Genomic DNA, 23,519 nt, shown 5'->3' on the forward strand with positions numbered 1-23,519 from the left:
CCGCGACCCGCCCAGCCGTGTTCTCCCGGGGAACATCGGGTTTTCAGGTTTTCCGAAACCCCGGCTGGCACGCTGATCGCCCAGCGGCCATGATCGCGGGATGTCCTCACCGCGATACGCCCCGCCCAAGGACCTGAGCAAGTACGCCTGGCTGTCCATCGCCGCGGCCCTGGCCACCATCGCGCTCAAGGGCTTCGCCGCCTGGCTGACCGGCTCGGTGGGTCTGCTCTCGGATGCCGCCGAGTCCGTGGTCAACCTCGTGGCCGCCGTGGTGGCCCTCATCGTCCTGAAGATCTCCATCAGGCCGGCCGACGACGACCACCAGTTCGGGCACTCCAAGGCTGAGTACTTCTCAGCCGTCATCGAGGGCGTCATGATCTTCGTGGCGGCGGCCTTCATCATCATCTCCGCCGTCGAGCGGATCATCACCCCGGTCATGCCCGAGCAGCTGGGGGCGGGCCTGATCATCTCCACCCTCGCCTCCCTCCTCAACGGCGCCGTGGCCTGGGTGCTCTACCGCACGGGCCGCCAGGAGCGCTCCCTGACCCTGGTGGCCGACGCCAAGCACCTGGCCACCGATGTCGTGACCTCCGGGGCCGTCCTGCTGGGGGTGGCGCTTGTGGCGATCTTCCAGTCCCCCGTGCTCGACGCCGTTGTGGCCCTGGGGGCTGGGCTCAACATCATGTGGACCGGCTTCACGCTCATCCGCGAATCGGTGGCCGGGCTCATGGATGCCGCGCCCTCGGCCCAGGCCGTGGCCGTGGTCGAGGAGGTCCTGGAGCGGCACCGGCGCACCGGGGTCATCGACTTCCACGCGGTGCGGCTGCGCGAGGCCGGCAACCGGCGCTTCATGGACCTCCACGTCCTGGTCCCGGCGGCCTGGAGCGTCAAGCAGGGGCACGACTTCACCGAGGAGATCATCGATGAGCTGGTGGCGGCCGACCCCACCCTGCGCATCTCGGCCCACCTCGAGCCGATCGAGGACCCCCGCTCCTACGAGGACCAGGCCGACATCTGAAGGCGGCATCTGGAGGCGGCTCCGCTTCCCTCGCCCAGTGGTGTTCACAGAGACTCTCAACCATGAAAGACTCGCCGCATGAATGCAACGAGGCTCACCAGTTCCGCTCCCTCCCTGCGCCGCCACACCACGGCCAACCCCCTGGAGCCCACCTGGCGGCGCCCCGAGCGGATCGTGCTGGAGACCTGCGTGGAGGATATCGAGGGCGTGCGCCTGTCGGCCCGCCTGGGCGCCGACCGCGCCGAGCTCGGCGACAACCTCGCCGCCAGCGGCACGACGCCGTCCATCGGCACTGTTGAGGCCGCGATCTTCGCCGCCGCCGAGCAGGTTGACGAGCGCCGGGCCCTGGCCGGGGCGCACTGGGCCCGCACCGCGGCGGCCGCGCCCTTCGGGCTGCGCGTGCTCATCCGCCCGCGGGGAGGCGACTACGTCTACGACTCCGATGAGGGCCGGGCCATGATCGCCGATGTGCGGCGCATCGCCACGCTGGCGCGGGAGATGAGCGAGTTCACCCGCCCCCAGGCCACGGGCGGGGCCGGCACTCACCTGCCGCCCGCCGTCGAGCTGGGATTCGTCATCGGGGCGCTGACCGCCGACGGCGCCGTGGACCGCGGGCTGGTGCGCCTCCTGGTGAATATGGCCGACGGCGCCCCGATCACCTTCCATCGCGCCTTCGACTCCTGTCGCGATACCGCCGAGGCCTACGGGGATCTGGGGGGCCTGGGCGTGGATTATGTCCTGACCAGCGGCGCGGCCCCCACCGCCGCCGAGGGCGCCGAGGTCCTGGCCGGCCTGGCCTCCTCTCAGGGGCCCGCGGTCATCGCCGCAGGCGGGGTGCGCCCCGCGGATGTGGCCGGCCTGGTGGAGCGCACCGGCGTGCGCGAGGTGCATATGCGCCTGGCCCGCGCCGGGCTGGAGCCCGGCGAGCCGCAGCGCACCGACCCTGACCTGCTGCGCAGCGCCGTCGAGACGATTCACGCCGTGCCGGCGCCCGCCTGACCCACTCCCTTCACCCCACCGTGCGCTGGAGCGCTATCACGCTGGCAGCGCAATCGGTCGGGGTGCCCAGACGCAGTCGACAAATATTCCCATGCTCTGCTTTAGGTTAAACACATGAGCGACGTCCGAATTGACACCCCCCGAGGAATCACCTTGGCGGGGACCTTCCTCCTGCCCGAGGGCGCCGCTCCCCTCGACCCCGGGCACGAGCCCTCCGTCTCCGATCCTGCGGCGGAGCGCGAGGAGGGCGTGGTGCTGCTGGCCCACGACTTCCTCACCGACCGCCGGGGTCTGGACGGCCACCTCGACCAGGTCTCCGCCGCCTACCGGGAGGCGGGTCTGGCCACGCTGGCCATCGATTTCTCCGGTATGGGGCAGTCCGATGACGCCGTCATCACCCTGGGCGGCCAGGCCGAGGACCTGCGGGCCGTCAGCGGCTGGTTGGCCCAGCGCGGCTACACCCAGCAGGCCATCCACGCCAATGGCTTCGGCGCCACGGCGGCACTGGTGGGGCGCCCCGAGCAGGTGCGCACCGCGGTGCTGGTGGGGGCCGTCGTCGGGCCGCAGTCGATCCTGTGGGAGGAGGTCTTCTCCCCCGAGCAGCTCGATGAGCTGGCCCGCCACGGCCTGACCCGGATCGTGGATGACAACCCCAACCCCCGCGCCTGGAACGTCCTGTCCAAGGAGACCCTGGCCGATGTCTCCATGCAGGATCCGGCCACGACGATGGCCGACGCCCCCTGGCCGGTGCTCATGATGTACGGGGTCCTGGCCTCCGAGATGCCCGACGCAGCCGCCCCCGCCGCCGAGGGCTTCCCCCTGCTGCCCGACGGCAGCCAGCTGGTCCAGGTCTCCGCCGATTCCACCGCCGAGGCCCGGGCTGAGGCGGCCCGCCTGGGCGTGGAGTGGGTGACCAGGCGACTGAGGTGAGAGCGGGGCTGCCCCAGGGCGTCGTCGGCCAGCCGGGAGCCCGTCAGTGGCCCTGAGGGCGCTCGGTGAGGTGGACGACGACGGCCCGGTGGTCTGAGCCCGGCAGGTCCAGCACCTCGCCGCTGCGGGCCTGCCAGGCGCCGGGGTCGATGAGGACGTGGTCGATGGTGGCCCCCATGAGGGTGGTGCCCGTCGCGGTGGGCCAGGTGGCCAGGCCGCCGATGCCGGCCTGCTCCCCGGCACTGACGCACTCGTGCAGGTCGCGCAGCGGGGCGTGGTCGCGGGTGGCGTTGAGGTCGCCGACCAGGATGAGGCCGGGGGCAGGCGCCTGGCACAGGGAGGCGACGACGGCGGTCGATGAGCGCCACAGGCTCATGTAGCCGGGGACCGGGGGGTAGGTGTGAGCACCGATGATGACCGGGCCGGTGCCGTCCACCGGCTCGAGGCGGACCAGGCCGCGCCCGGCGCCCTGAGGCCCTTCGACCTGCCGGAACTGCCCAAGATGCGAGGCCACGAGCACCGTGGTGGCGCGCACGGGATCGATACCGCCGTCCTCGGGCTCCGTGTCCTGCCATCCGGGCGCGCCGACGGCCGTGTAGACGGTGAAGTCCTCGGTGGTCAGCATGCCGGCGAGCGCCTGACCGTAGTCCTCGCTGGTCTCGGTCAGGACGATGATGTCGGCACTGGCCGTGGTGGCGGCCGTGGCGACGTCCCGGGCGGGGACGTCCTCGCGCTCGGTGTTGAGGTTGAGCACGGTCAGGCTGTCCTGGGGGGCCTCGGAGCGCGGGCTCAGGCCCCGGGAGACGATGATGCCGCCGTGGACGAGGGCGACGATGAGGAGCACCGCGGCCAGCGAGCCCGTGCGCAAGCCCGGGCGGTGAGCGCCGGGGCGGGCCAGTCGACGGCGCAGCAGGGCGATCCCCAGCACAGCCAGGCCCAGCAGCGCCCAGCCCACGACCTGGAAGGAGCGCAGGGCGATCAGTTGGGCCATGAAGGGCTGCATGGTCGCCGGCGGCCAGATGCTCATTAGCGCCACCAGGGCGATCAGGGCGGCCACAGCCCATCCCAGGGCGCGACGGCTCAGGAGTCGAGTCATGGTGGCACCTAACCAGAGGCCGCCGCGGCCCGCCAATCACCGCCGGGTGCCATTGTCCACACCGGAGGTGGGCCAGGGCCTCGTAAACCCTGGAGCCGGGCTGGGCCGCCAGCGTCGGCCGCGTGGGTCGCATGGGCCGCACGGGCCGGCCCGTCGACACCCAACCGCTTGCCTTACCAAGTTCCTGCCTGGTAGAGTTTGCGCCGGTAGCTAGAGATGAAAGAGTTCTCCGAGCACCGATTCGTAGAGCCCCGCACCCGGTGCGGGGTTTCTTCGTTCAGCACCCGCCCCTCATCTTGCGAACGTCTGCGGCGTATCGTGATACGTATCCGGAAGTACATAGGCGCGGTTTCGGCTCTGTGGAGGCGCGGTGGCGACGATGAGCCCGCGGCTCACAAGCTCACGGAGGAGCGGCCTCAAGGCACCGAGGCTCCTGCCCGTGGCCTCAGCGATCTCCCGTGCGGTGAGCGCTCGCTCAGTTCCCAGAACAGAGAGGACCGCCAACTCAGCAGCATCGACATCCTCTGACGCGGAGCGGGCCAGGCGCACTACCACATGATCAATGGTCGAGGCGCTGTAGTTGGGATCCGGGAGGCCCCACTCCCTCATTCGGCTGATCATGAGGGGAACTCCGGAGCCCTGGTTCTCGCAGACAGTTGACTCCCCATCCGGCATGGGAACCACCGTGAGCAGACGGACGAGATCCTCATTGCGCGATGCCGAGCGCCCCTCGGCGACGTTCTCCTTGGTCCGATCCCCCCAGAATCCGCCGGGGCTCGTCACCTCCACACGATCCGGGTAGACGTCCACGGCCACCTGCTGCCCCCGCACATAAAGAGAATAGTCGCGATGCATGACAGCATTGGCGATCGCCTCGCGCAACACATCCTCAGGGAGCTCGGTGACATCACTGCCGCGCGTCCCCACGACCACGCGCTGCGTGCGCAGGTTGCGGAGAACCGCATGCACGGCGTCGTCAATGGCCTGCGAAATCGGGCCATCACAGTTCTGCCTGTCAACAAATCTGACTGCAGGATCGTGCGACTTCTGCCTACCGGGGTGGACGGTGACATCAATGGTGAGCTGTGGGAACTCCTGCTGGGGGTAGATCCCAAGGGTGAGGTATCCCGCCAGGGTCGGCTCGCCTTCGGGGGTCAGCACGTTGATGCGCTTGAGCGCCCCGGCAATATCGTCATCCGCGATGCCCGTCAGCGCCCGGGACCTGCGGCGCAGGCGAGCGATGAGCCGGTCAATGGCCTCGGGGTCGAGATCGTCGATGCTCCGACCCGGCACGGGCTGCCGGTCGATGCGCTCCGTGCGGTGCCGACTGCTCAGCAGGTAGACCTCATAGGGCGTCAGGTGCTTGTCCGCGTCACCCACGCGCTTGTAACTGCCCCGCTCGATCCCCTGGGCGACGACGTAGCAGGGCATCGGCGCGCCCTGGACCTCCCGCAGGGAGATGACCTCCAGGACGACGACGCTCGCGCCATCGACCTCACTGCGGCGGATCGTGTGGGGAGGAATCGGACTGACCTTGGCCTGCGCTCCCGCCGCATTATCCAGGCCGGCCGCCAGGCTGTCCCGCACCCGCCGCGCATCGAAGCCCGGGGCAGGCGCAAAGCCGCTGACCTCATCCAGACCAAGGATGATGAGTCCGCCCTCCGTATTGGCGAAAGCGGATACCGAGTCCCAGACACTCTTGGGGAGCCCGCGTCCGGCCGCCTTGACTTCAACACGCGCATCATCTTCGCCCTGCCTGCGGATACGGGCCACGTGATCAGTGAGAGTCCCCTCAGTCATGGCGTCAGTGTACTTCACTGAGAGGCTCACTGACTACAGTGAGGTGACCACTTCCTACACTGAGGCCCTCATTCGGTGCAGTGACGCAGTCATCTCCTACAGTGAGGCCTTCACTGAGCAGTGTGTGATGCCGCTTCATGATCACCGGAGACCGGCCAGGGCGCGGGGTGTCGAGCTCGGGTCGCCGGCGTCGGCCGCGATAGGCCGGACGGGCCACACGGGCCGACGCGCCGCGGACGTGCCCTTGCGTCGTCGACGTGCCTCTGCGTATCGGACGTGCCTTTGCGTCAATCGCCCCTGTGCTAACCCCAGTGCGATGACGCAAACCCACGTCCGGTACGCAGACCCTCGTCCGGAGCGCCTCAGCGCACGACGATATTCGCCCTGGTCAGGGCGCCCGCTCCGGAGACAGTGGCGAAGGCGACCGGCTTGAAGGCCGTCCCCGAGCCATCGGCATCGAAGAGCAGCGTGTCGCCGTCCTGGATGACGCGGGTCTGGGCCGTCTCCGAGCCCTTCGGGGCCAGCCACTGCCCCGTCAGCTCGCCGAAGACCGTGGTGGACAGCACCAGGGTGTCCTGCCCGGCCGCGAAGTCGGTGATGGTGTCGACCGAGCCGTCCAGGCGGGCGTCGATGACGAAGCTGTCCGCGCCCTCACCACCGGTCAGGGTGTCGCTCCCCTCGCCACCGGACAGGGTGTCATTGCCGGCCCCGCCGGACAGGGTGTTGTCCGCGGCATTGCCAGTCAGGGCATTGTCCGCGCTGTTGCCGGTGCCCTTGGCCGCCGTGCCCACGAGGCGGAGGTTCTCCACGCCCTCGGGGAGGGTGGCGTCAACACTGGCCCAGGCGGTGTCAGTGCCGCCGGTGTCCGTGATGGAGTCCCCGGCGTCGTCGATCATGAAGGAGTCATCCCCGTCTCCGCCGCTGAGGGCGCTGGCCCCCGCGGTGGCGGTGCCCACTGAGGTGTCGCCCTCGATGGTGGCCGAGCCGATGCCGGACAGGCTGCCCTTGTGGGTGGTGATCAGCTCGGAGTAGGCGCTGCCCAGGACGCTGTTGCCGGTCAGGCGCAGCCCGGTGACATGGCCCACGATCTTCTTGGAGCCGTCACGGCCCGCCGAGACCTCCGCGCCCACGTAGACCACCGGGACGGAGGCCGCGTTGGGCACGAACACGTTGTTCTCGACCGCCACGTCGGTCAGCGGGCCGTTGCCGCCGTTGTAGCTCTGGGCGCTGCCGTCGACGGGGCTGGGAACCGAGCCGGCGCCCATGTAGGACCAGGCGTTGCGCGAGCTCAGGCCCGAGGCGGCCGACTTGCCATCCCAGACCGACTCGATGCCCACCATGGCCTTGGACGCGGCACCCGTGACGGTGTTGCCGGTGAAGGTGGTGCGGGAGGAGTCGGTGCCCACGTAGAGCACCCATGCGGCGGCGCTGCCAGACTTGAGGTCGATCGTGTTGTTGGAGAAGGTGTTGCCCTCGCTGCCCTGGTAGGCCTGGAGGAGGCCCTGGCCACTGGCGCGGTCCGAGACGATCGTGTTGGAGCGCACGATGTTGTTGTCGGAGTTGTAGGCCAGGTGCACGCTGGAGGAGCGGGAGTTGGACAGGTAGTTGTTCTCCACCAGGTTGCCCGAGGCGTTGTTCTGCATGGAGATGTTGCGCACGTTGCCGCTGACGACATTGCCGCTGACCAGGGAACTGGTCATGCCGTGCAGGCCCAGGCCGTAGTAGCCCCCGTGCACGCTGTTGCCGGCGATGGTGATGCGAGAGGCCTCGTGGACGTTGGGGCTGACCGTGCCCTCGGCGGTGTACTGGTCCCAGATGGGGCTGGCCGACGACGCATAGGGGGTGCCGGCATTGTTCAGCGCGGTGGACACCAGCAGGGAGTAGACGGTCCCCTTGTGGGAGGCGTCGGCCTCAACGTTCTCCAGGCGGTTGTTCTCGATGCGGATGTCGGTCAGCGGCCCGCCGTTGGCGGAGAGCTGGATGCCGCGGAAGGTCAGGCCCACCATGGACACGCGGCTGATGGTGGTCTGGGTCAGGGCGTCGCCGACGATCCCGCGGGAGAAGGCGCTGTCCTTGAGGTTCATCGTCAGGTTGGTGACCACGGTGCCCGAGGACTTGGCCGCCAGGGTGATGGCGTCGGCGGGCCGCGATGCGCTGCCCCCGGCGATGGTCACGGTCAGCGTGGCGCCGTTGCCGTCCAGGTAGGGCAGGGCGTCGGGAAGGGTGAGCCCTGAGCTCAGGGTGTAGTTCTGCCCCGCGGCCAGGCGCAGGCCCAGCCCGCGGGAGGCGGCCAGGTCGATGGCCTCCTGCAGGCCGGTGCCGGCGTCGTCGCCGAAGTCGTAGGCCAGGGCGGTGACCTCGGTGGTGAAGGTGGCCCCGTAGGTGGTCCCGCCCACCGCGATGGTGACGTCGGCGCCGGCGGCCTCATCCTTGCCGCGCTGGAAGTCCACGTGGGAGGCGCCGTCGGAGACGACGATGTGCTCCGCGCCGGAGGTTGAGGACTGGGCCTCCTTGAGGGAGGGGACGACGTCGACCTGACCGGCCGCCTTGGCCTGTCCCAGGCCCTCCTGCTCGATATAGGTGTCCAGGTCGACGCCGCCCGTGCTGGGCTCGGGCTGGCTGGAGCCGGCCTGGGCGGCGTCGGCAGGGGCCTGGGGTGCGGGCGCGGCAGGCTGGGCGGGCTGAGCGGGCTGCGCAGGCGCCGGGGCCTCCTCGGACGCGCCATCGCCGGTGGTGGCGGCCTCCTCCTGGGTGGACTCCCCGGAGTCGCCTCCCGGCTCGGCGCTCGCCCTGGGGGTGGTCAGGCTTCCAGTTCGCTGGATGTCATTGGTGGTCTCGGCCGCTTCGTCGATCGGGGCCGCAGTTGCGGTGGGCGGGGCGGTCGCCGTGCTGGAGGCGGTGGGCGCGTCTGACTTGCAGGCGCTCAGACTCAGGGTCAGCGCCACGGCGAGGGCCATTGCCGCGTGGCCTCGACGGATACCGTGCGTCATGTTCTTCTCTTCGGGAGGGTCGGGCACCCGAGCGGGGCACAGGGGTTGTCGCGATCGTGCGCTCCGCAACACTCCATGGGGAGTGATGGCGCTCCACGGGAGGGGCCATGATCGGAGCGTGACCAAACCTAGCGCCTCCCGGAGGTCAGCGCGCCGCCAGATGGAGGGCATCCACCCCACCATGCAGTGACCCCCGCCTCATCGACGGGGGTCACTGCATTGATCCACTAATGGTCCGTGATGGCGCGCACGACGCTCAGGCCTGCGAGCGCCTGGCGCGGGCCAGGAGGAGTGCTCCAGCCAGCGCGGCGATGAGAGCCGCGGCACCGATCCCAGCCGCCTGGGCGCCCGTGCGGGCCAGCGAGGCGCCCGGCATCGGCGACGACGACGCCGTGGGCGCGCCAGGCCCAGCGGGCACAGCCGAGGCCGGAGTCCTCGCGGCGCCCCCTGAGGTGGAGGTGGCCTCAGGAGTGGGAGTCGGCTCTGAGGGCTCGGGCGACGGGCTCGGCGCCTCGGTGGGCTCCACGGACGCGGAGGGCTCCCCGGTGGGCACCGGGGACAGGCTGGGCTCCTCGGTCGGCTCCGGCGACGGGCTGGGCTCCTCGGTCGGCTCCGGCGACGGGCTGGGCTCCTCGGTCGGCTCCGGCGACGGGCTGGGCTCCTCGGTCGGCGACGGCGAGGGGCTGGGCTCCTCGGTCGGCGACGGCGACGGGCTGGGCTCCTCGGTCGGCGACGGCGAGGGGCTGGGCTCCTCGGTCGGCGACGGCGAGGGGCTGGGCTCCTCAGTGGGCTCCGGCGTCGGGCTCGGCTCCTCAGTGGGCTCCGGCGTCGGGCTCGGCGTCGGGGACGGGCTCGGCTCCGGAGTGGGAACCGGGGCGTAGGCGTTGGTGAAGCTCGCGGCCACCGCCTGGTCAGCGGTGTCGATGGTGATCGTCTGCGGCTGGGGCGGGGTGAGGGTGTAGCCCTCGATCGCGGCCGCGTCGGCATCCTCGGTGATCGTGCAGGAGGTGCCCACCGGGAAGGTCTCGCCGACCTCGACGGCCGTGCCATCGCCCTTGGCGGTGATGGAGCCGGTCTGCGAACCACAGGTGTAGGAGAAGACGAAGTCCTTGTCCCCAGCCTCAACACCGGTGACCGTCTTGGACACGGAGAAGGTTCCCTGCATGACGATCGTCGCGGTATTGGTCAGGCTCACCGCGGTGGAGGCCTGGTCGGCGATGACAAAACTGGCGCTCTCAGTCCGCGCGCCACTGCCGCCCACGACGAAGGCCGGGGCGCCCCAGGAGTACCCGCTGGCGGCGGGATCGGCTGAGGCCACATCCTCGGTCAGCGTCACCTTGGTGCCCTGGGGGAAGGTCCCCATGTAGGGATTCCTCTTGCCCACGGTGACGGGGAAGGTGGTCGAGCCGGTCACGCCATCGGCCCCCAGAGTGCCCGGTGCCGACCAGTCGGGGTATTCGGAGGCCGCCTTGGGCAGCACATAGTTCACCGTGACATCGAAGGTGGTGCCGGGCCTCAGGCTGGCGACGGCGTTGCCGGCCACCAGCTTGGTGACCTCGAAACCGCCGAACCCAGGGGCCTTCTCCACCGTCACCCCGGCCGCATCCACATAGTTGCGCACCCCGGAGGCCGACGTCGTCGTGCCGTCGACGCCCGCGGTGTTCGAGTAGCTGGCGCCGGGGATCGGGGTCCCGGCCTCGGTGGTGAAGGTGACCGGGTAGATGACCCGGTAGTTGGTCGAGGCGGCAAAAGGACCGGTGATCGTGATGGTCGCCTCCCGGCCATTGAGCTCGACGCCCAGGTCGAAGTCGCCGTAGGCCAGCGTGAGGTCCCGCCCATTGGCATTGGTCAGGGTCACGCCCCTGGAGTTCGGCTCGGCCGCGCTGTTGCGCATCATGAAGGTCCAGCGCGACAGGTCGGTGGAGAAGGCCTGTCCCTCGCCCAGCGTGTCAGTCAGGGTGATGGTCTGGCGGGTGGTGCCGTCCAGGGCGAGCGGCTCGCCGTCGACGTCGAGCTGCCGGCTGATGTAGCTCGAGCCGAAGGAGACCTCCCAGATCATCGACGTCGAGGTTGCGGTGATGAGAGTGGCGTTCTTCGTCATCCCGACCTCACGGAAGCCAGGGACGCCGATGGGACTGCCGGCAGGCAGGGTGACGGACCGGGCGGTGCCGTTGGCGTTGAAGCTGGAGGTGTTGGTGACCGTTCCCGACATGGCCCTGAGCAGGATGAAGCCCGAGCCCTTGAAGCCGTCGAAGCCCTCGGCCTTGAGCTCATCGACCTTGCTGCTGAAGGTGCAGGTGAAGGCGGTGGACGTCGTGGTGCACGACCCCACCTCGACCATCGTGCCCGAGCCCTGGGGGTACTCGACCTGCACGGGGAAGGTCTGGGTGGTGACCAGGATATTGAACTCGCTGGGAAGCCCCACGGTGAAGGAGTCGCCGGAGCTCAGATCAGCCGAGGAGGCGTCCCAGGTGAAGCTCAGCTTGGCGATTTCGGTGATATTGAGGACGCCCGGCTGGGAGATGCCGTTGGCATCCACCTTCTCCAGGGAGAGGCGATCCACGACTATCTGAGAATTCGGCGCGGCCTGAGCCGGTAGAGGGGAGCCCGCGACAATGCTCAGGGTCGCGAGGATCACGGCGAGAGCCATGGCGGGAAGCGCGCGCGACGAGCGCCTGGCCGCCACGATGGTGGACGTGGGCATGGGACCTCTTTCCGAGCAGCAGCTCGCACGGGTGGGGATGTCGCATCTCAGTGCGGCCGTGCCGGAGGACAGGCCGCCACGTGACAGGAATTGCTCCCCGCAGCGGCGGCACCAGGCACAGCCCCATCATCTTAGTTCCCGATAGAAAATGAACATCTCCCGTCATCACTTCGAGATGCCAATGAGACCCGTTCGTGACCGCCATGCCGCTCGCGCCATCGCCCCCGCGGACATGCCGCGCCAGCGCCATCGGCGGGATGTGGGGGACAATGGGCGCCCTATGAACATCGACGATGCAGCTTCCCAGCCCCTGGACAAGGCCGCGGAGGGCTCGCGCCCCGAGAAGGATCCCACGCGGAGCGATCGTCCCGGTGCGGCGTCCACGTCCACATCCACGTCCAAGAGGCCCAGGAGGACGCGCAGAGGCTCCCGGCGCGGGTCCGCGGGCCGCGCCGGGAGCGGCTGGCGCGGCTACACCCCCGAGGAGCTGGCCTCCAGGGCCGAGTCGGTGCCGCCCATCGTCTACCCCGAGGAGCTCCCGGTCAGCGCTCGTCGGGAGGAGATCGCCGCTGCGATCCGCGACCACCAGGTGGTGATCGTCGCCGGGGAGACCGGCTCGGGCAAGACCACCCAGCTGCCCAAGATCTGCCTGGAGCTCGGGCGCGGCCTCACCGGGATGATCGGGCACACCCAGCCACGGCGCATCGCGGCGCGCTCCGTCGCCGAGCGCATTGCCTCCGAGCTGGGCACGCCGATCGGCCGCCAGGGCGTGGTGGGCTATCAGGTGCGCTTCACCGAGGAGGTCGGCGCCTCCACCCTCATCAAGCTCATGACCGACGGCATCCTCCTGGCCGAGATCCAATCCGATCCGAGCCTGTCCCGCTACGACACGATCATCGTCGACGAGGCCCACGAGCGCAGTCTCAACATCGACTTCATCCTGGGCTATCTGGCCCGCCTCCTGCCCAGGCGCCCCGACCTCAAGGTCATCATCACCTCGGCCACCATCGACTCCCAGCGCTTCGCCGAGCACTTCGGCGCCCACCGCGCCGGCGACTCCACCGAGCCCGCCCCGATCATCGAGGTCTCCGGGCGCACCTACCCCGTCGAGATCCGCTACCGCCCGCTCCAGCCGGATCCGCCGGCGCAGGCGCGGCTCGCCGACCCCGGCGGTCAGAGCCCACCGGAAGGCGCCTCAGCCCCAGCCCCGCCTGCCGCGCCGGGCGAGCTCACCGAGGCCGAGCTCGAGGCCCTGACCTCCCCGGACCCGGCCGTGCGCGCCGCCGCCCGAGCGCGCCGCGAGGCCCTGCGCGCCGGCTCACCAGGACCGTCGCCACAGTCGCCACAGTCGCCACAGCCTCCGTCGTCGTCCTCCTCATCGCGCGCAGCCACCGGGGGCCGCCAGGGCTCCCCCCTTCCTGAGGGCGCCGAGCCCACTGAGCCCCGGGACCAGGTCACCGGCATCCTGGAGGCCGTCGACGAGCTCATGGCCGAGCCCCACGGCGACATCCTCGTCTTCCTGGCCGGGGAGCGGGACATCCGCGACACCGAGGCGGCCCTCATCGACCACCTGGGCGCGCGCTACTCCCCCGATGGGCGCTCGAGCGCGCCGGGCGGCGTCGAGATCGTCCCGCTCTACTCGCGCCTGAGCGCGGCCGAGCAGCACCGGGTCTTCGAGGCCCACACGATGCGGCGCATCGTCCTGGCCACCAACGTCGCCGAGACCTCCCTGACGGTGCCGGGGATCCGCTATGTCATCGACCCCGGGGTGGCCCGCATCTCCCGCTACTCCAACCGCACCAAGGTCCAGCGCCTGCCCATCGAGCCGGTCAGCCGCGCCAGCGCGGATCAGCGCGCCGGGCGCTGCGGGCGCGTGGCCGACGGCATCGCCATCCGCCTGTACTCGCAGGCGGACTTCGAGGCCCGCCCCCGCTACACCGAGCCGGAGATCCTGCGCACCTCCCTGGCCAGCGTCATCCTCCAGATGGCGGCCCTGGGCCTGGGGGCGGTGGGGGACTTCCCCTTCCTGGACGCCCCCGACTCCCGGCAGGTGCGCTCGGGCCTCCAGCTCCTCACCGAGATCGGGGCGATCGAGCCCGAGGCCGCCCGCCCCCGCTCCGGCGGGCCGCGGCTGACCGACATCGGCCGCCGTCTGGCGCGCCTGCCCATCGACCCGCGCCTGGGCCGCATGCTGCTGGAGGCCGGGGAGCTGGGCTGCGCCGGGGAGGTCCTGGTCATCGTGGCGGCCCTGTCCATCCAGGACGTCCGCGAGCGCCCGGCCGATCGGCAGGAGGCCTCCGATGCCATGCACCGCCGTTTCGCCGACCCCACCAGCGACTTCCTGACCTACCTCAACCTGTGGCGCTACCTGCGCACCCAGAGCCGCGAGCTGTCCGGCTCGGCCTTCCGCCGCATGTGCCGCGCCGAGTTCCTCCACTACCTGCGCGTGCGCGAGTGGCAGGACGTCCACACCCAGCTGCGGCAGATGTCCCGGCAGCTGGGCCTGAGCGCCGCCCCTGTCGAGCTGCCCACGGCCCGCTCCATCCGCGCCGCCACCCAGGCGCTGGAACCCGGCTCCCACGCCGCGCAGATCGCCCATGGAGGCGTGGCCGCCGCCGTGGTCGCCCTGGGCAGGAGCGCGGACACCCCCGACGCCGACGCCATCCACCGCAGCCTCCTGCTGGGCCTGCTGTCCAATGTGGGCACCTGGGATGAGCGGCGGCGCGAGTACGCCGGGGCCCGCGGCACGCGCTTCGCCATCTGGCCGGGCTCGGGCCTGCGCCGCAAGACCTATGACTGGGTGATGAGCGCCGAGCTGGTCGAGACCTCTCGGCTCTTCGCCCGCACGGTGGCCAAGGTGGACTCGCGATGGATCGAGGAGGCGGCTGAGCGGGCGGGCCTGGCCCGCCGGGTCTACGGCGAGCCCTACTGGTCGGTTCGCCATGGCGCCGCCATGGTCCACGAGAAGGTCCTCCTCTACGGCATGACCCTGGCCGCCGATCGCCCCGTCCCCCTGTCCGCGGTGGGCACGCAGGCCGCCCGCGACGTTGCCCGTGAGATGTTCCTGCGCAAGGGCCTCATCGAGGGCGGGTGGCATGCGCGCCACGCCTTCGTCGAGCGCAACCGGGAGCTGGTCGAGGAGCTGGGGGATGTGGAGCGCCGTCGCCGCGAGCACGGGCTCCTGGCCGATGACGCTGCGCTCTTCGACTTCTACGACGACCGCGTCCCCGAGGAGGTGACCTCGGCGGCCGCCTTCGACGCCTGGTGGAAGGATGCCCGGCGCTCCAGCCCGGACCTGCTGGACTTCACCCGCGAGCTGCTGCTGCCCGGCGGGGATGACACCTCCGGCTTCCCCGACACCTGGGTCCAGGCCGACCTGACCCTGCCCCTGGACTACGTCTTCGAGCCGGGCCACCGGGACGACGGCGTCGCCGTGCGCATCCCCGTGGAGGTCCTGGGCCGCCTGGAGCCGGAGGGCTTCGACTGGCTGGTGCCCGGACTGCGCCCCGAGCTGTGCGTGGCCACCATCCGGGCGCTGCCCAAGCGGGTGCGCCGCCAGCTGGTGCCCGCCCCCGATGTGGGCGCTCAGATCTGGCAGGCGCTGGCCGAGGGCTACCCGACGCCGTCGGGGGCCAGTGCCCCGGCCGTCTCCTTCCAGGAGGCCTTCTGCCAGGTGGTGCGGCGCCTGCGGGAGGTGGAGATCAGCGGGGAGGACTGGGATGAGGCCGCCGAGCGGCTTCCGGACCACCTGCGCATGGCCTTCGTCAGCATCGACGCTCAGGGGCGGGCGCTGGGGCGCTCCAAGGATCTGGTGGAGCTTCAGCGCCGGTTGTCGGGCAGCACCCAGGACGCGGTGCGCTCAGCGGTTCGCGGCGCCCTGGCCCAGGCGATGGCCGAGGCGGTGGAGCAGGCCGGTGGCGCCCGGGCGGGCGGCGGCTCACTCAGCGACTCACTCAGCGGCGCCCGGGCGGGCGGCGGCTCGGGGCGCGGCGGGAAGGGGCGGCGCGGTCGGCCGAGGGCCGGCGGTGATCCCGGCTCGAAGGCCGGCGGAGCCGGCGGCGCGCCGGGCACCGAGAGCGGCGGCCAGAGCACTCCGGCGGTCCAGGATGGGGCGATCCGCGCGGGGATGGCGGAGCGCGAGGCCCTGGAGGACTGGCCCTCGGGCATCCCGGGGCTGGAGGAGCCGGAGGCCTCGACCATCCCGGCCACGGTGGAGTCCACGGGGGCGGCGGGCTTCGTGGTGCGCGGCTACCCGGCGCTGGTGGCCGCCGGTGGCGCGGCGCGGCTGCGGACCAGCGCTGGGGACCCGGCCCATCGCGCGGGTCGAGCGCAGGCGGGTGGGGGCCGGGCCTCCCAGACTCCCTCGCCCAGCGCCGATCTGGTGATCCTGCCCGACGCCGTCGACCAGCAGCGGGAGCACCCCGCCGGCGTCACGGCCCTGGCCCTGGCGCGCACGGCCCTGCCCGTGGGGAGGGTGACCAGCCGCTGGAGCGGGCAGGAGTCCCTGACGCTGGCCGCCTCCCCGTACCGCAGCACCGAGGCCCTGGTGGCCGACCTCCAGCTGGCGGCCGCCCGGGCCGTGGCCGGCGGATGGGCGAGGCGGACCGGGTGGCTGCTGGCCGAGGTGCGCCGTCGGGAGGTCTTCGCCGAGCTGGTGGCCGCCATGCGCGAGGAGCTGGAGGACGAGGTCCACCGGATCGCGCAGATCGTGGTGCGCACGCTCTCAGCCCAGCGGGAGGTGGATCGAGTCGTGGGGGCGCACTCCTCCCTGAGCCTTCTCACCACGCTGCAGGAGGTGCGCGAGCACGCCGCCGAGCTGGTCTTCGACGGCTTCATCACCGCCACGCCCGCCGATCGCCTGGTGCATCTGCCCCGCTACCTCAAGGCGCTGGCCCTGCGGGTGGACAGGGCCGCCTCATCGCCCTCGGCCGCCTCCCAGGACGCCGCCCTGTCCTACCAGGTGGGCGAGGCGCTGGCCGTGGTGGACAGGGCCCGGGCCCGCGCCGCCGGGCTGCCCCCGGACGCGCGGCGCGAGGCGGCGCTGGATGAGGCGCGCTGGATGGTCGAGGAGCTGCGCGTCAGCCTGTTCGCCCAGACCCTGGGCACCTCCCAGAAGGTCAGTCCCCAGCGCATCACCAAGCTCGCCGCCTCCATCGCCTGAGCCCCGCGCCGGAGGGCCGCGCGCCCGCGGCCAAGCCCGGGCCCGGACCGCTGTCGATGATCACGATCCGACAGTCATCGCGGTGGCCGGCGCATCAGTCCGGTAACGCTTCGCCGCCTCCAGGAGGGGCCTCCGCAGGGCGGTGCTTCAATTCTCGTGGGCGTCGCCCCTTCCCCACGAGAATTCACCGCTGAGGTATCCCATGTCAGCAACAGCCAGTACGACGTCGATCTTCTCCCTGCTCCTGGAGCGCCGAGCCAGACCCGCCTGCCTCGCGCTCATCCTGCTGCTCACCGCGGCGCTCACCACGGCCTGCTCGCCCAGCAGCACCGCCGGTCCCCCGTCCTCCCCCACTCCCACGACCACCGAGGAGGCGCTGGCCGCATTCGTCGCCCCGCCTCCCGCCACGCCCACGACCAAGGCGCCAGTGGAACCCACAGTCGAACCGGAGGCCGTCGAGGTCACGCCGGAGCCGACCCTGCCCGAGCCGACCCAGCCAGTCGAGCCGCCCGTCGTCGAGCCGGAGCCGGCCCAGCCCGAGCCCGAGGTCGATCCCCCGGCCCCCGTCGCGCAGGAGCCCGCCCAGCCCGAGGTCGAGGACCAGCCCGCCCCGGCCGAGGCGCCCGCCTTCTTCCGGAACTGCGCCGAGGCCCATGCCGCAGGGGTCACGCCGCTCCATGTGGACGATCCGGGCTACTCCCGCAAGCTGGACCGCGACGGCGACGGCATCGCCTGCGAGAAGTAGCCCCGATCCGGGCCAGCGCCGCTGACCCTCAAGCGGCCTTCGCGCCCCTCCAGTGCGGATCATGCCGTGGTCGACGCCCGATCCGCGCCGGAGGGCCGCGCGCCGCGTCGGGCCCACATGCCACCGCGGACCGCTACAGCAGGGCGGACATGAGGCGGCAGACGTTGTCGATGTAGCGCCGGTACCAGGGCTCGGCAGCCCACTCCTCGGCGGTCAGCTCGGTGGACACGGCCCGGTAGTCGGCGTCGTTGAGGCGCAGCAGGTCATCGAGATCACCGCCGAAGGCCAGCAGCATCACCTCGTAGTTCAGGGCGAAGGAGCGGAAATCCATATTGGAGGATCCGATGACCCCGGTCTCATCATCGACCGTCATGTACTTGGAGTGCAGGACCGTCGGGGCCGGATAGCGGTAAATGCGCACCCCGGCAGCCAGAAGAGTGCTGTAGTACGAGCGCTGGGCGTGATTGACGATGAACTGGTCGGACTCCTTGCCCACGAAGAGCTCGACCTCCACCCCCCGATACGCCGCGGACGTCATGGCGGCCAGCAGCGCCTCGTCAGGAATGAAATACGGGCTGGTAATGGACACCCGATGCTTGGCCCCATGAATAAGCGCCAGGAACATGCGCAGATTGGGCTGCGTGGGATAGCCGGGCCCTGAGGGCACGAGCTGCATCGCATTGACCACCGCCCCCGGCCTGCCGGGCCTGGGCGCCGCCGTCCCCACAGCCACCCCGGCCAGGCCCGAGCCCTCGGGCATGGTCTCGGCAGGCTCGCGCAGGCCCAGCTCCAGCGCCTCAAGCTGCTCACCGGACTCGAAGTACCAGTCCATGGCGAAGACCGCCTGAGCCTCCACGACGATCTCCCCGGTCACCTCCACCGACAGATCCTCCCACCGGCGCCCCGCCCACAGATTGCGGCGCACACGGTAGGAGGGGTCGATGATGTTGTGGCTGCCGATGAAGGCGCGCTCGCCGTCGACCACCAGAATCTTGCGGTGATTGCGCAGGTCAGGGCGGCGCCAGCGGCGCTTGTGGGGCAGCAGCGGCATCATGAGCCGCCAGCGGATCCCCGCGGCCGTCAGCCTCTCGCCCAGGCGCTTCCACCCGGGGTACTTGCGACTGCCCAGATGGTCCAGGAGGAGCCGCACGGTCACCCCGCGGGCGGCGGCGCGCTCCAGGGCGGAGAAGAAGACGTCGGTGACCTCGTCCCAGCTCATGATGTAGAACTCCACGTGAACGTGGTCCGTGGCCCGGTCGATGGCCTTGGCCATCCGGGCGTAGGTGGTGGAGGCCACCGCGTGCACGCCCACGACCTCGCCGGTCACGCACGGCAGGCCGGTCAGCTCCCGGTTCATGCGCAGCACACCGGCCAGAGCATCCGAGGGCTCGGCGCCCTGGGGGACGTCGGGCATGGACTGGGTGTACTCCAGGGTGATCTCGTTGATCGTGTTCTGCTGCTGCAGGCGCTTGCCATGCACCCAGGGACTGCCGATGAGCAGGTAGAGGGGGAAGCCGACCACGGGCAGCAGGATGATGAGCAGCAGCCACGCCGAGGAGGAGGAGGGGCGACGGTTCTCCGGCACCATGCCCAGCGCTGCGATCTTGATGAGGTTCTCGATGACAAACCAGGCGGTTGCCAGAAGGGGAGGCAGCGTCATGCTCGCATGATGACACGCTCAGGAGCGGTCCTGCGGATGCGCCCGGGGCGTGGCCCGCATGGATGCGAGCCACGGCCCCAGGCGCGGCGAAGGCCCGCCCCGGTAGGATCCACCGGGCCGGGCCCTTCGCATCGAGGTCGCTTGCCGGTTCCCATTCGGAAGCGGGTCCTCCTTCACTGGGGCGCCCGAGCACATTCCCTTGGCTGTGGCTCGGACTCGGTCCCAACCGGTCAGCAGTACTCCCCAGTACCTCGCGGTCGCTCCCGTCCAGCGGTGAGTAGAACTCTGCCGACGAACCCTGAAAGAAACCTTAAAATATCGCTGAGAGGAACCTGGAAAAACCGCATCGAATCGGTGACGCCAGGCAACGGAATGATAACACCCGACCACGATTTGGCGGCCTCCCACAGATATCCGGCCACGGGCTGTGCATATCGACAGCGTCTCCCTGGATAACGAAATGGTTAAGATTTCCCGTGCGTCTCGTGAAAACTGCCGTCATATACGCCCACAGACGCACAGGAGCGCATGAGCAAGTTCACCTCTCGATGCCCTCAACGACCACTCTGGCCTCAGCCTCGCCCCACCCTGCGGGGCGTGCGGGACTTCAGCCCCGCACGGCGCGGTCACGACGCCCGAGAGGGCGCCGGATCGCCAAAGAAAGTCTGGAAATAGCCGTAGAAATTCCAATTTCCCCAGGCCGTGCAGGCATCCCCGCCCTCAGCCGCAGCCTCGTTGGGCTGGAAGGGGGTGTAGTTGTACAGGCCGGCCGTGGCCTGGTTGGTCACGGTCAGCTCGGAGCCGCCGCACTGAGCCTGCGGGGCGTAGGCCACCCGCGTGGGAACCTGGGCGACGACGTCGTACTCCCCGGGCTCCTGTCGGTAGCGCTGGAACTGGGAGGCGGCGCCGTAGAGCTGGTTGGGGAAGCCCGCCCACTGCGGATCGCACTCAGTGCCATCCGGGCAGGCGTAGCCGGCCGCGGCCTCGTAGTCGCGCGCGGTCAGGGCCTCACCGGAGGCGGTCAGCAGTCCTTGCTCCTTGTGGATCAGCACCAGCAGCACCTGCGGGTTGATGCCGCAGGCCTGCGACACCGCCCAGATCACCTCGGCGGCGCTGATGCCGGCTGCCTGCTCGAGCTCCTTGGCGCAGTAGGCGGTGGCCTCGTGGGCCTCGACGTCGAACACCGCCTGCGCCAGGCAGGGCGTGCCATCGAGACCGGGCATGCACCCATTGTTGACCCGGGACACGAAGTCCCGAACCTCCGCCAGCGTCATGGCCTGGGAGTTGTAGAAGACCTCATCGTCGATGAGGGTGGCAGCGGTGAAGCCGCTCGGGTCGGGCACCACCGGATCAGGCTCGGTGTGGGTCCCCGTCGTGCTCTGCGCCGCCCCGCCTCCCCCCAGGCGCAGGATGAGCAGGCCGATGAGGATGGTGACCAGGAAGGCGACCAGAACGATGGCCAGGGGGTGGCGCAGCAGTCCGCGGGCGCCGCGGCGCGCGGGTCGGCGGCCTGCCGGACGAGCACCGCCGGGGTGGGCCCGGCGCGAGGGGCCGGGCCCCCGGGGGCTGCGTCTGGGCCGCGGGCGGGGGCTGGAGGGAGGGGGCATCGCCGTCATGGTTTCATACAAATGCGGCCGTTCACTGAAAAACGCCGAGAAGATGGGCCGGTGCCCTGCGTCTTGGGACCCATGTCTTGGGACCGAGCCGCTGGCGATACGCTGAGCCCGTGCACCTTCCTGACGCCTTGGCCCTGGCCCGTGCCCTCATGGAGGAGCACGGCGTCGGGGACTGGGAGCTGGCCCTGGACCGCGCCCGACGGCGCGCCGGACTGACCGATCATGGGCGTCGTCGGATCACACTGAGCCGCCAGCTCATGGGCCTGTACTCCCCCGATGAGGTCCGCGAGACCATCCTGCATGAGATCGCCCACGCCCGTGTGGGCGCCCAGCACGGCCATGACGAGGTCTGGGAGGCCGAGGCGCGCCGCCTGGGATCCAGCGGCCGGCGGCTGGTGGGCCCCCACGCGCCCCGGCTGCGGGGACGGTGGGTGGGGACCTGCCCGGCGGGGCACGAGATCGACCGGATGCGCCGCCCCTCCGTGCCGGTGTCCTGCGCCCGCTGCGCCCGCCGCTTCAGCCTGGCGCACCTGCTGTCCTGGAGCCTGGACGGCGATCCCGTCCCTGAGGCCCGGATGAGCCCCGCCTACCGTGCGGCTCTGGCCAGGGCCCGCAGCCGCGCGGGCGGCCCTTCCTGAGGCGCCCCGGCTCGAGGCCAGGCCGGATGCCGGCGCCGGCATCCGGCCCAGGAGCGCTCAGGAGGAGACCGAGCTCTGCTCCAGAGCGGCGAAGCCGCCTGCGGCGATGAACAGCACCATCAGCACGATCGCGATGAGGGACACGATGAACTGAGCTCGGGCCCAGTTGCGGCGGGCCTGCGAGGCGCTGCCGCCGAAGGCGACCACGAGCAGGTAGATGAACCCGACCACCGGGATGGAGGCCACGATGATCGCGATGATCCATGAGCCGAGCGAGTCGGCCGGGTTGGAGGCATGGGGGGCAGGCGGCGCATAGGGAGCTGGGTACTGGGACATGATCGTTCTCCTCATCGACGATGGTGGCGCTCACTATACGGAGCCCCGCATCGAGCCGCACGGGTCGTACCTGAGGCCAGTCCCGCTCCTCACCCAGAAGGATGTTGGCGCGCCATCGACCCGTTAGTGTCGGCAGCGCCGAGAACTCCACATCGACTAAGCGAGGAACCATGATCGTCACCACCACCCAGAGTGTCGAGGGCTACCCCGTCACCCAGTACCTGCGCATCGTCTGCGGCGAGACCATCGCCGGGGTCAACGCCTTCAAGGACATCGCCGCGGGCTTTCGCAACATCGTGGGCGGCCGCTCGGAGGCCTACGAGCGCGAGCTCATGCAGGCCCGCGAGACCGCCCTGGCGGAGATGGTCCAGCGCGCCCAGGAGCTGGGCGCCGAGGGGGTGATCGGCGTGGACATCGACTACGAGACCCTGGGCAGCGAGAACGGCATGCTCATGGTCACGGCCTCGGGCACCGCGGTCCGCTTCTCCGCTCCCCGCTGACCCTGAGTCCGCCAATTTGCGTGAGTTCGTACTTTTCCGGGCCCGGAAAAGTACGAACTCACGCAAATTGGCGGACTCAGGGCGGGTGGTCAGGGGGTTGTCGAGGCGCGCACCACGAGCTCGGGGGTGAAGGTGACATGGCGGACAGCGCCGTCGTCCAGCAGGAGCTCGGCCGCCGCCGCCCCCATCTCCCGCTTGGGCCTGTGCACACTGGTCAAGGGCGTGCTGAGCTCGCCAGCGATGGAGATGTCGTCATAGCCGACGACGGCCACATCCTCGGGGACCGACAGCCCTCGGCGCCGCAGCTCGCGCATGGCCCCGAGTGCCATCTGGTCGTTGGCGCACAGCAGAGCGGTGGGGGCCGCGTCGCCGTCGAGCAGACTGGCGGTCCCGGCCGCCCCGGCGTCGGTCGTGAAACTGGTGCCGCCGCTGAGGGCCTCGACCTCGACCAGAGTCTCGCGCAGCTCCAGGCCCGCATGCTCCAGGGCGCGGTGGACCCCATCGCGACGATCGGCGGCCTGGCGCACTGACGGCGGTCCGTTGACCAGGCCGATGCGCCGATGCCCGCGCGCCACCAGGTGCTTCAGTGGCGGCGCGAGCCCCGGCGACGTCGTCGCAGCTGACCGTGGCAGGCCCCTGATCCTGGGGCGGGTGGTCCAGGAGGACCACGCGGATGGCGCGATCCGTGAGCACGCTGAGATTGGCCACGGTTGAGGCGCAGGGGGTGATGATGACCCCGCGCACGCCCATGCCCGCCATGAGGCGCATGACATCGAGCTCGCGCTCGGCCTGGGCGTCGGAGGAGCAGAGCATGGGCACGCAGCCCCCGTCGCGCAGGCGGTCCTCGATCCCACGGGCGGCCTCGGTGTAGAAGGGGTTGGAGACGTCATGGACGATGACGCCCACAATGCTGGAGCGCCCCGCCCTCAGGCCGCGCGCCGCCTCGGAGCGCACGAAGCCGAGCTCGGTGATGGCCGCCTTCACGCGCTCGCGCGTGGAGGCCGAGACTCGATCGGGGTGGTTGAGGACATGGGAGACGGTGCCCACCGAGACCCTGGCCAGTCCGGCGACATCGCGCACCGAGGGTCGTGTTCGGGGCCGCCTGGGTCTGTCAGCCTCCGGATCAGCCTCCGGCATGATCGTCCTCTCGTCTCCATCAACGTTGCAGGGCCAGGTGAGCAGCTCGGGTCGGGCACCGAGACGGTGCGATGCCACATCCTCCCACGTCGCAGGGCTGCGCACCAGATAGTCACGCTGGCATTCGTCTCTATTGCGGGGCCGCCGCCCAGCCATCCACGGCAGTCTTGTTGGCGGCCCTGGCAGCCC

15 protein-coding genes and 1 pseudogene are annotated in these 23,519 nt (G+C 70.7%); 7 read left to right on the plus strand and 9 right to left on the minus strand.

The window, feature by feature from the left end; translation table 11 throughout:
* Nucleotides 1–100 precede the first annotated feature (100 nt).
* The 3 genes from EL266_RS01745 to EL266_RS01755 all read left to right on the plus strand — a co-directional run bounded on the left by EL266_RS01745 (nucleotide 101) and on the right by EL266_RS01755 (nucleotide 2,947).
* Entirely contained in the window at nucleotides 101–1,018 is a 918-nt protein-coding gene (locus tag EL266_RS01745; protein ID WP_026427060.1) for a cation diffusion facilitator family transporter, read from the plus strand.
* A 78-nt stretch (nucleotides 1,019–1,096) separates the two neighbouring features.
* Nucleotides 1,097–2,017, plus strand: a complete 921-nt coding sequence (locus EL266_RS01750; protein ID WP_026427061.1) for a copper homeostasis protein CutC — start codon at nucleotides 1,097–1,099, stop codon at nucleotides 2,015–2,017.
* Between the two features lie 114 nt (nucleotides 2,018–2,131).
* Nucleotides 2,132–2,947, plus strand: a complete 816-nt coding sequence (locus tag EL266_RS01755; RefSeq protein ID WP_026427062.1) for an alpha/beta hydrolase family protein — start codon at nucleotides 2,132–2,134, stop codon at nucleotides 2,945–2,947.
* Nucleotides 2,948–2,990: 43 nt separating this feature from the next.
* Here the strand turns inward: EL266_RS01755 and EL266_RS01760 are convergent, their stop codons facing one another.
* The 4 genes from EL266_RS01760 to EL266_RS01775 all read right to left on the minus strand — a co-directional run bounded on the left by EL266_RS01760 (nucleotide 2,991) and on the right by EL266_RS01775 (nucleotide 11,537).
* Nucleotides 2,991–4,043 carry an endonuclease/exonuclease/phosphatase family protein gene (locus EL266_RS01760; RefSeq protein WP_084500778.1) on the minus strand — a complete coding sequence of 351 codons (1,053 nt, stop codon included), beginning with the start codon at nucleotides 4,041–4,043 and terminating at the stop codon, nucleotides 2,991–2,993.
* 291 nt (nucleotides 4,044–4,334) lie between these two features.
* Nucleotides 4,335–5,843: an ATP-binding protein gene (locus EL266_RS01765; RefSeq protein WP_084500793.1), complete on the minus strand. Its 1,509-nt coding sequence runs from the start codon at nucleotides 5,841–5,843 to the stop codon at nucleotides 4,335–4,337.
* A 362-nt stretch (nucleotides 5,844–6,205) separates the two neighbouring features.
* A complete protein-coding gene (locus EL266_RS01770; protein WP_126412057.1) occupies nucleotides 6,206–8,833 on the minus strand; it encodes a calcium-binding protein in 2,628 nt (875 codons plus the stop codon).
* A gap of 256 nt (nucleotides 8,834–9,089) precedes the next feature.
* Nucleotides 9,090–11,537 (minus strand): DUF7926 domain-containing protein, encoded by a 2,448-nt coding sequence (locus tag EL266_RS01775; RefSeq protein ID WP_126412059.1) that lies wholly within the window; start codon nucleotides 11,535–11,537, stop codon nucleotides 9,090–9,092.
* 280 nt (nucleotides 11,538–11,817) lie between these two features.
* Here EL266_RS01775 and EL266_RS01780 point away from each other — a divergent pair, with 280 nt between their 5' ends.
* A complete protein-coding gene (locus EL266_RS01780) occupies nucleotides 11,818–16,698 on the plus strand; it encodes a DUF3418 domain-containing protein (RefSeq protein ID WP_051281203.1) in 4,881 nt (1,626 codons plus the stop codon).
* A gap of 202 nt (nucleotides 16,699–16,900) precedes the next feature.
* On the plus strand, nucleotides 16,901–17,443 hold the full coding sequence (locus EL266_RS01785) for an excalibur calcium-binding domain-containing protein (protein ID WP_051281205.1): 543 nt from the start codon (nucleotides 16,901–16,903) through the stop codon (nucleotides 17,441–17,443).
* 133 nt (nucleotides 17,444–17,576) lie between these two features.
* Here EL266_RS01785 and EL266_RS01790 read toward each other — a convergent pair whose 3' ends face one another.
* Together EL266_RS01790 and EL266_RS01800 are read right to left on the minus strand one after the other, a co-directional pair.
* The gene (locus tag EL266_RS01790) at nucleotides 17,577–19,103 is read right to left on the minus strand and encodes a phospholipase D-like domain-containing protein (RefSeq protein WP_026427065.1); all 1,527 of its coding nucleotides are present in this window, start codon (nucleotides 19,101–19,103) and stop codon (nucleotides 17,577–17,579) included.
* Between the two features lie 626 nt (nucleotides 19,104–19,729).
* A complete protein-coding gene (locus EL266_RS01800) occupies nucleotides 19,730–20,710 on the minus strand; it encodes a hemagglutinin (RefSeq protein ID WP_232012082.1) in 981 nt (326 codons plus the stop codon).
* A 119-nt stretch (nucleotides 20,711–20,829) separates the two neighbouring features.
* Between EL266_RS01800 and EL266_RS01805 the strand changes: the two genes are divergently transcribed.
* Nucleotides 20,830–21,357: a SprT-like domain-containing protein gene (locus EL266_RS01805; RefSeq protein ID WP_026427066.1), complete on the plus strand. Its 528-nt coding sequence runs from the start codon at nucleotides 20,830–20,832 to the stop codon at nucleotides 21,355–21,357.
* 57 nt (nucleotides 21,358–21,414) lie between these two features.
* Here EL266_RS01805 and EL266_RS01810 read toward each other — a convergent pair whose 3' ends face one another.
* On the minus strand, nucleotides 21,415–21,693 hold the full coding sequence (locus tag EL266_RS01810) for a hypothetical protein (protein ID WP_051281207.1): 279 nt from the start codon (nucleotides 21,691–21,693) through the stop codon (nucleotides 21,415–21,417).
* A gap of 170 nt (nucleotides 21,694–21,863) precedes the next feature.
* On the opposite strand from EL266_RS01810, the gene EL266_RS01815 reads away from it, so the two are divergent.
* Nucleotides 21,864–22,193 (plus strand): heavy metal-binding domain-containing protein, encoded by a 330-nt coding sequence (locus EL266_RS01815; RefSeq protein WP_026427067.1) that lies wholly within the window; start codon nucleotides 21,864–21,866, stop codon nucleotides 22,191–22,193.
* Nucleotides 22,194–22,282: 89 nt separating this feature from the next.
* Here EL266_RS01815 and EL266_RS13590 read toward each other — a convergent pair whose 3' ends face one another.
* Together EL266_RS13590 and EL266_RS13960 are read right to left on the minus strand one after the other, a co-directional pair.
* Entirely contained in the window at nucleotides 22,283–22,768 is a 486-nt protein-coding gene (locus EL266_RS13590) for a substrate-binding domain-containing protein (protein WP_232012083.1), read from the minus strand.
* Nucleotides 22,769–22,895: 127 nt separating this feature from the next.
* Nucleotides 22,896–23,486 (minus strand): annotated as a pseudogene (locus EL266_RS13960) (LacI family DNA-binding transcriptional regulator); the annotation flags it as partial.
* Nucleotides 23,487–23,519 lie beyond the last annotated feature (33 nt).

Origin of the sequence: Actinomyces slackii (assembly GCF_900637295.1) — a bacterium.
Taxonomy (GTDB): domain Bacteria; phylum Actinomycetota; class Actinomycetes; order Actinomycetales; family Actinomycetaceae; genus Actinomyces; species Actinomyces slackii.

Excerpts from the sequence above, each read along its gene's own strand:
- EL266_RS01745 (WP_026427060.1), top strand. The coding sequence starts at position 101 with ATGTCCTCACCGCGATACGCCCCGCCCAAGGACCTGAGCAAGTACGCC.
- EL266_RS01750 (WP_026427061.1), top strand. The coding sequence starts at position 1,097 with ATGAATGCAACGAGGCTCACCAGTTCCGCTCCCTCCCTGCGCCGCCAC.
- EL266_RS01755 (WP_026427062.1), top strand. The coding sequence starts at position 2,132 with ATGAGCGACGTCCGAATTGACACCCCCCGAGGAATCACCTTGGCGGGG.
- EL266_RS01760 (WP_084500778.1), bottom strand. The coding sequence starts at position 4,043 with ATGACTCGACTCCTGAGCCGTCGCGCCCTGGGATGGGCTGTGGCCGCC.
- EL266_RS01765 (WP_084500793.1), bottom strand. The coding sequence starts at position 5,843 with ATGACTGAGGGGACTCTCACTGATCACGTGGCCCGTATCCGCAGGCAG.
- EL266_RS01770 (WP_126412057.1), bottom strand. The coding sequence starts at position 8,833 with ATGACGCACGGTATCCGTCGAGGCCACGCGGCAATGGCCCTCGCCGTG.
- EL266_RS01775 (WP_126412059.1), bottom strand. The coding sequence starts at position 11,537 with ATGCCCACGTCCACCATCGTGGCGGCCAGGCGCTCGTCGCGCGCGCTT.
- EL266_RS01780 (WP_051281203.1), top strand. The coding sequence starts at position 11,818 with ATGAACATCGACGATGCAGCTTCCCAGCCCCTGGACAAGGCCGCGGAG.
- EL266_RS01785 (WP_051281205.1), top strand. The coding sequence starts at position 16,901 with ATGTCAGCAACAGCCAGTACGACGTCGATCTTCTCCCTGCTCCTGGAG.
- EL266_RS01790 (WP_026427065.1), bottom strand. The coding sequence starts at position 19,103 with ATGACGCTGCCTCCCCTTCTGGCAACCGCCTGGTTTGTCATCGAGAAC.
- EL266_RS01800 (WP_232012082.1), bottom strand. The coding sequence starts at position 20,710 with ATGCCCCCTCCCTCCAGCCCCCGCCCGCGGCCCAGACGCAGCCCCCGG.
- EL266_RS01810 (WP_051281207.1), bottom strand. The coding sequence starts at position 21,693 with ATGTCCCAGTACCCAGCTCCCTATGCGCCGCCTGCCCCCCATGCCTCC.
- EL266_RS01815 (WP_026427067.1), top strand. The coding sequence starts at position 21,864 with ATGATCGTCACCACCACCCAGAGTGTCGAGGGCTACCCCGTCACCCAG.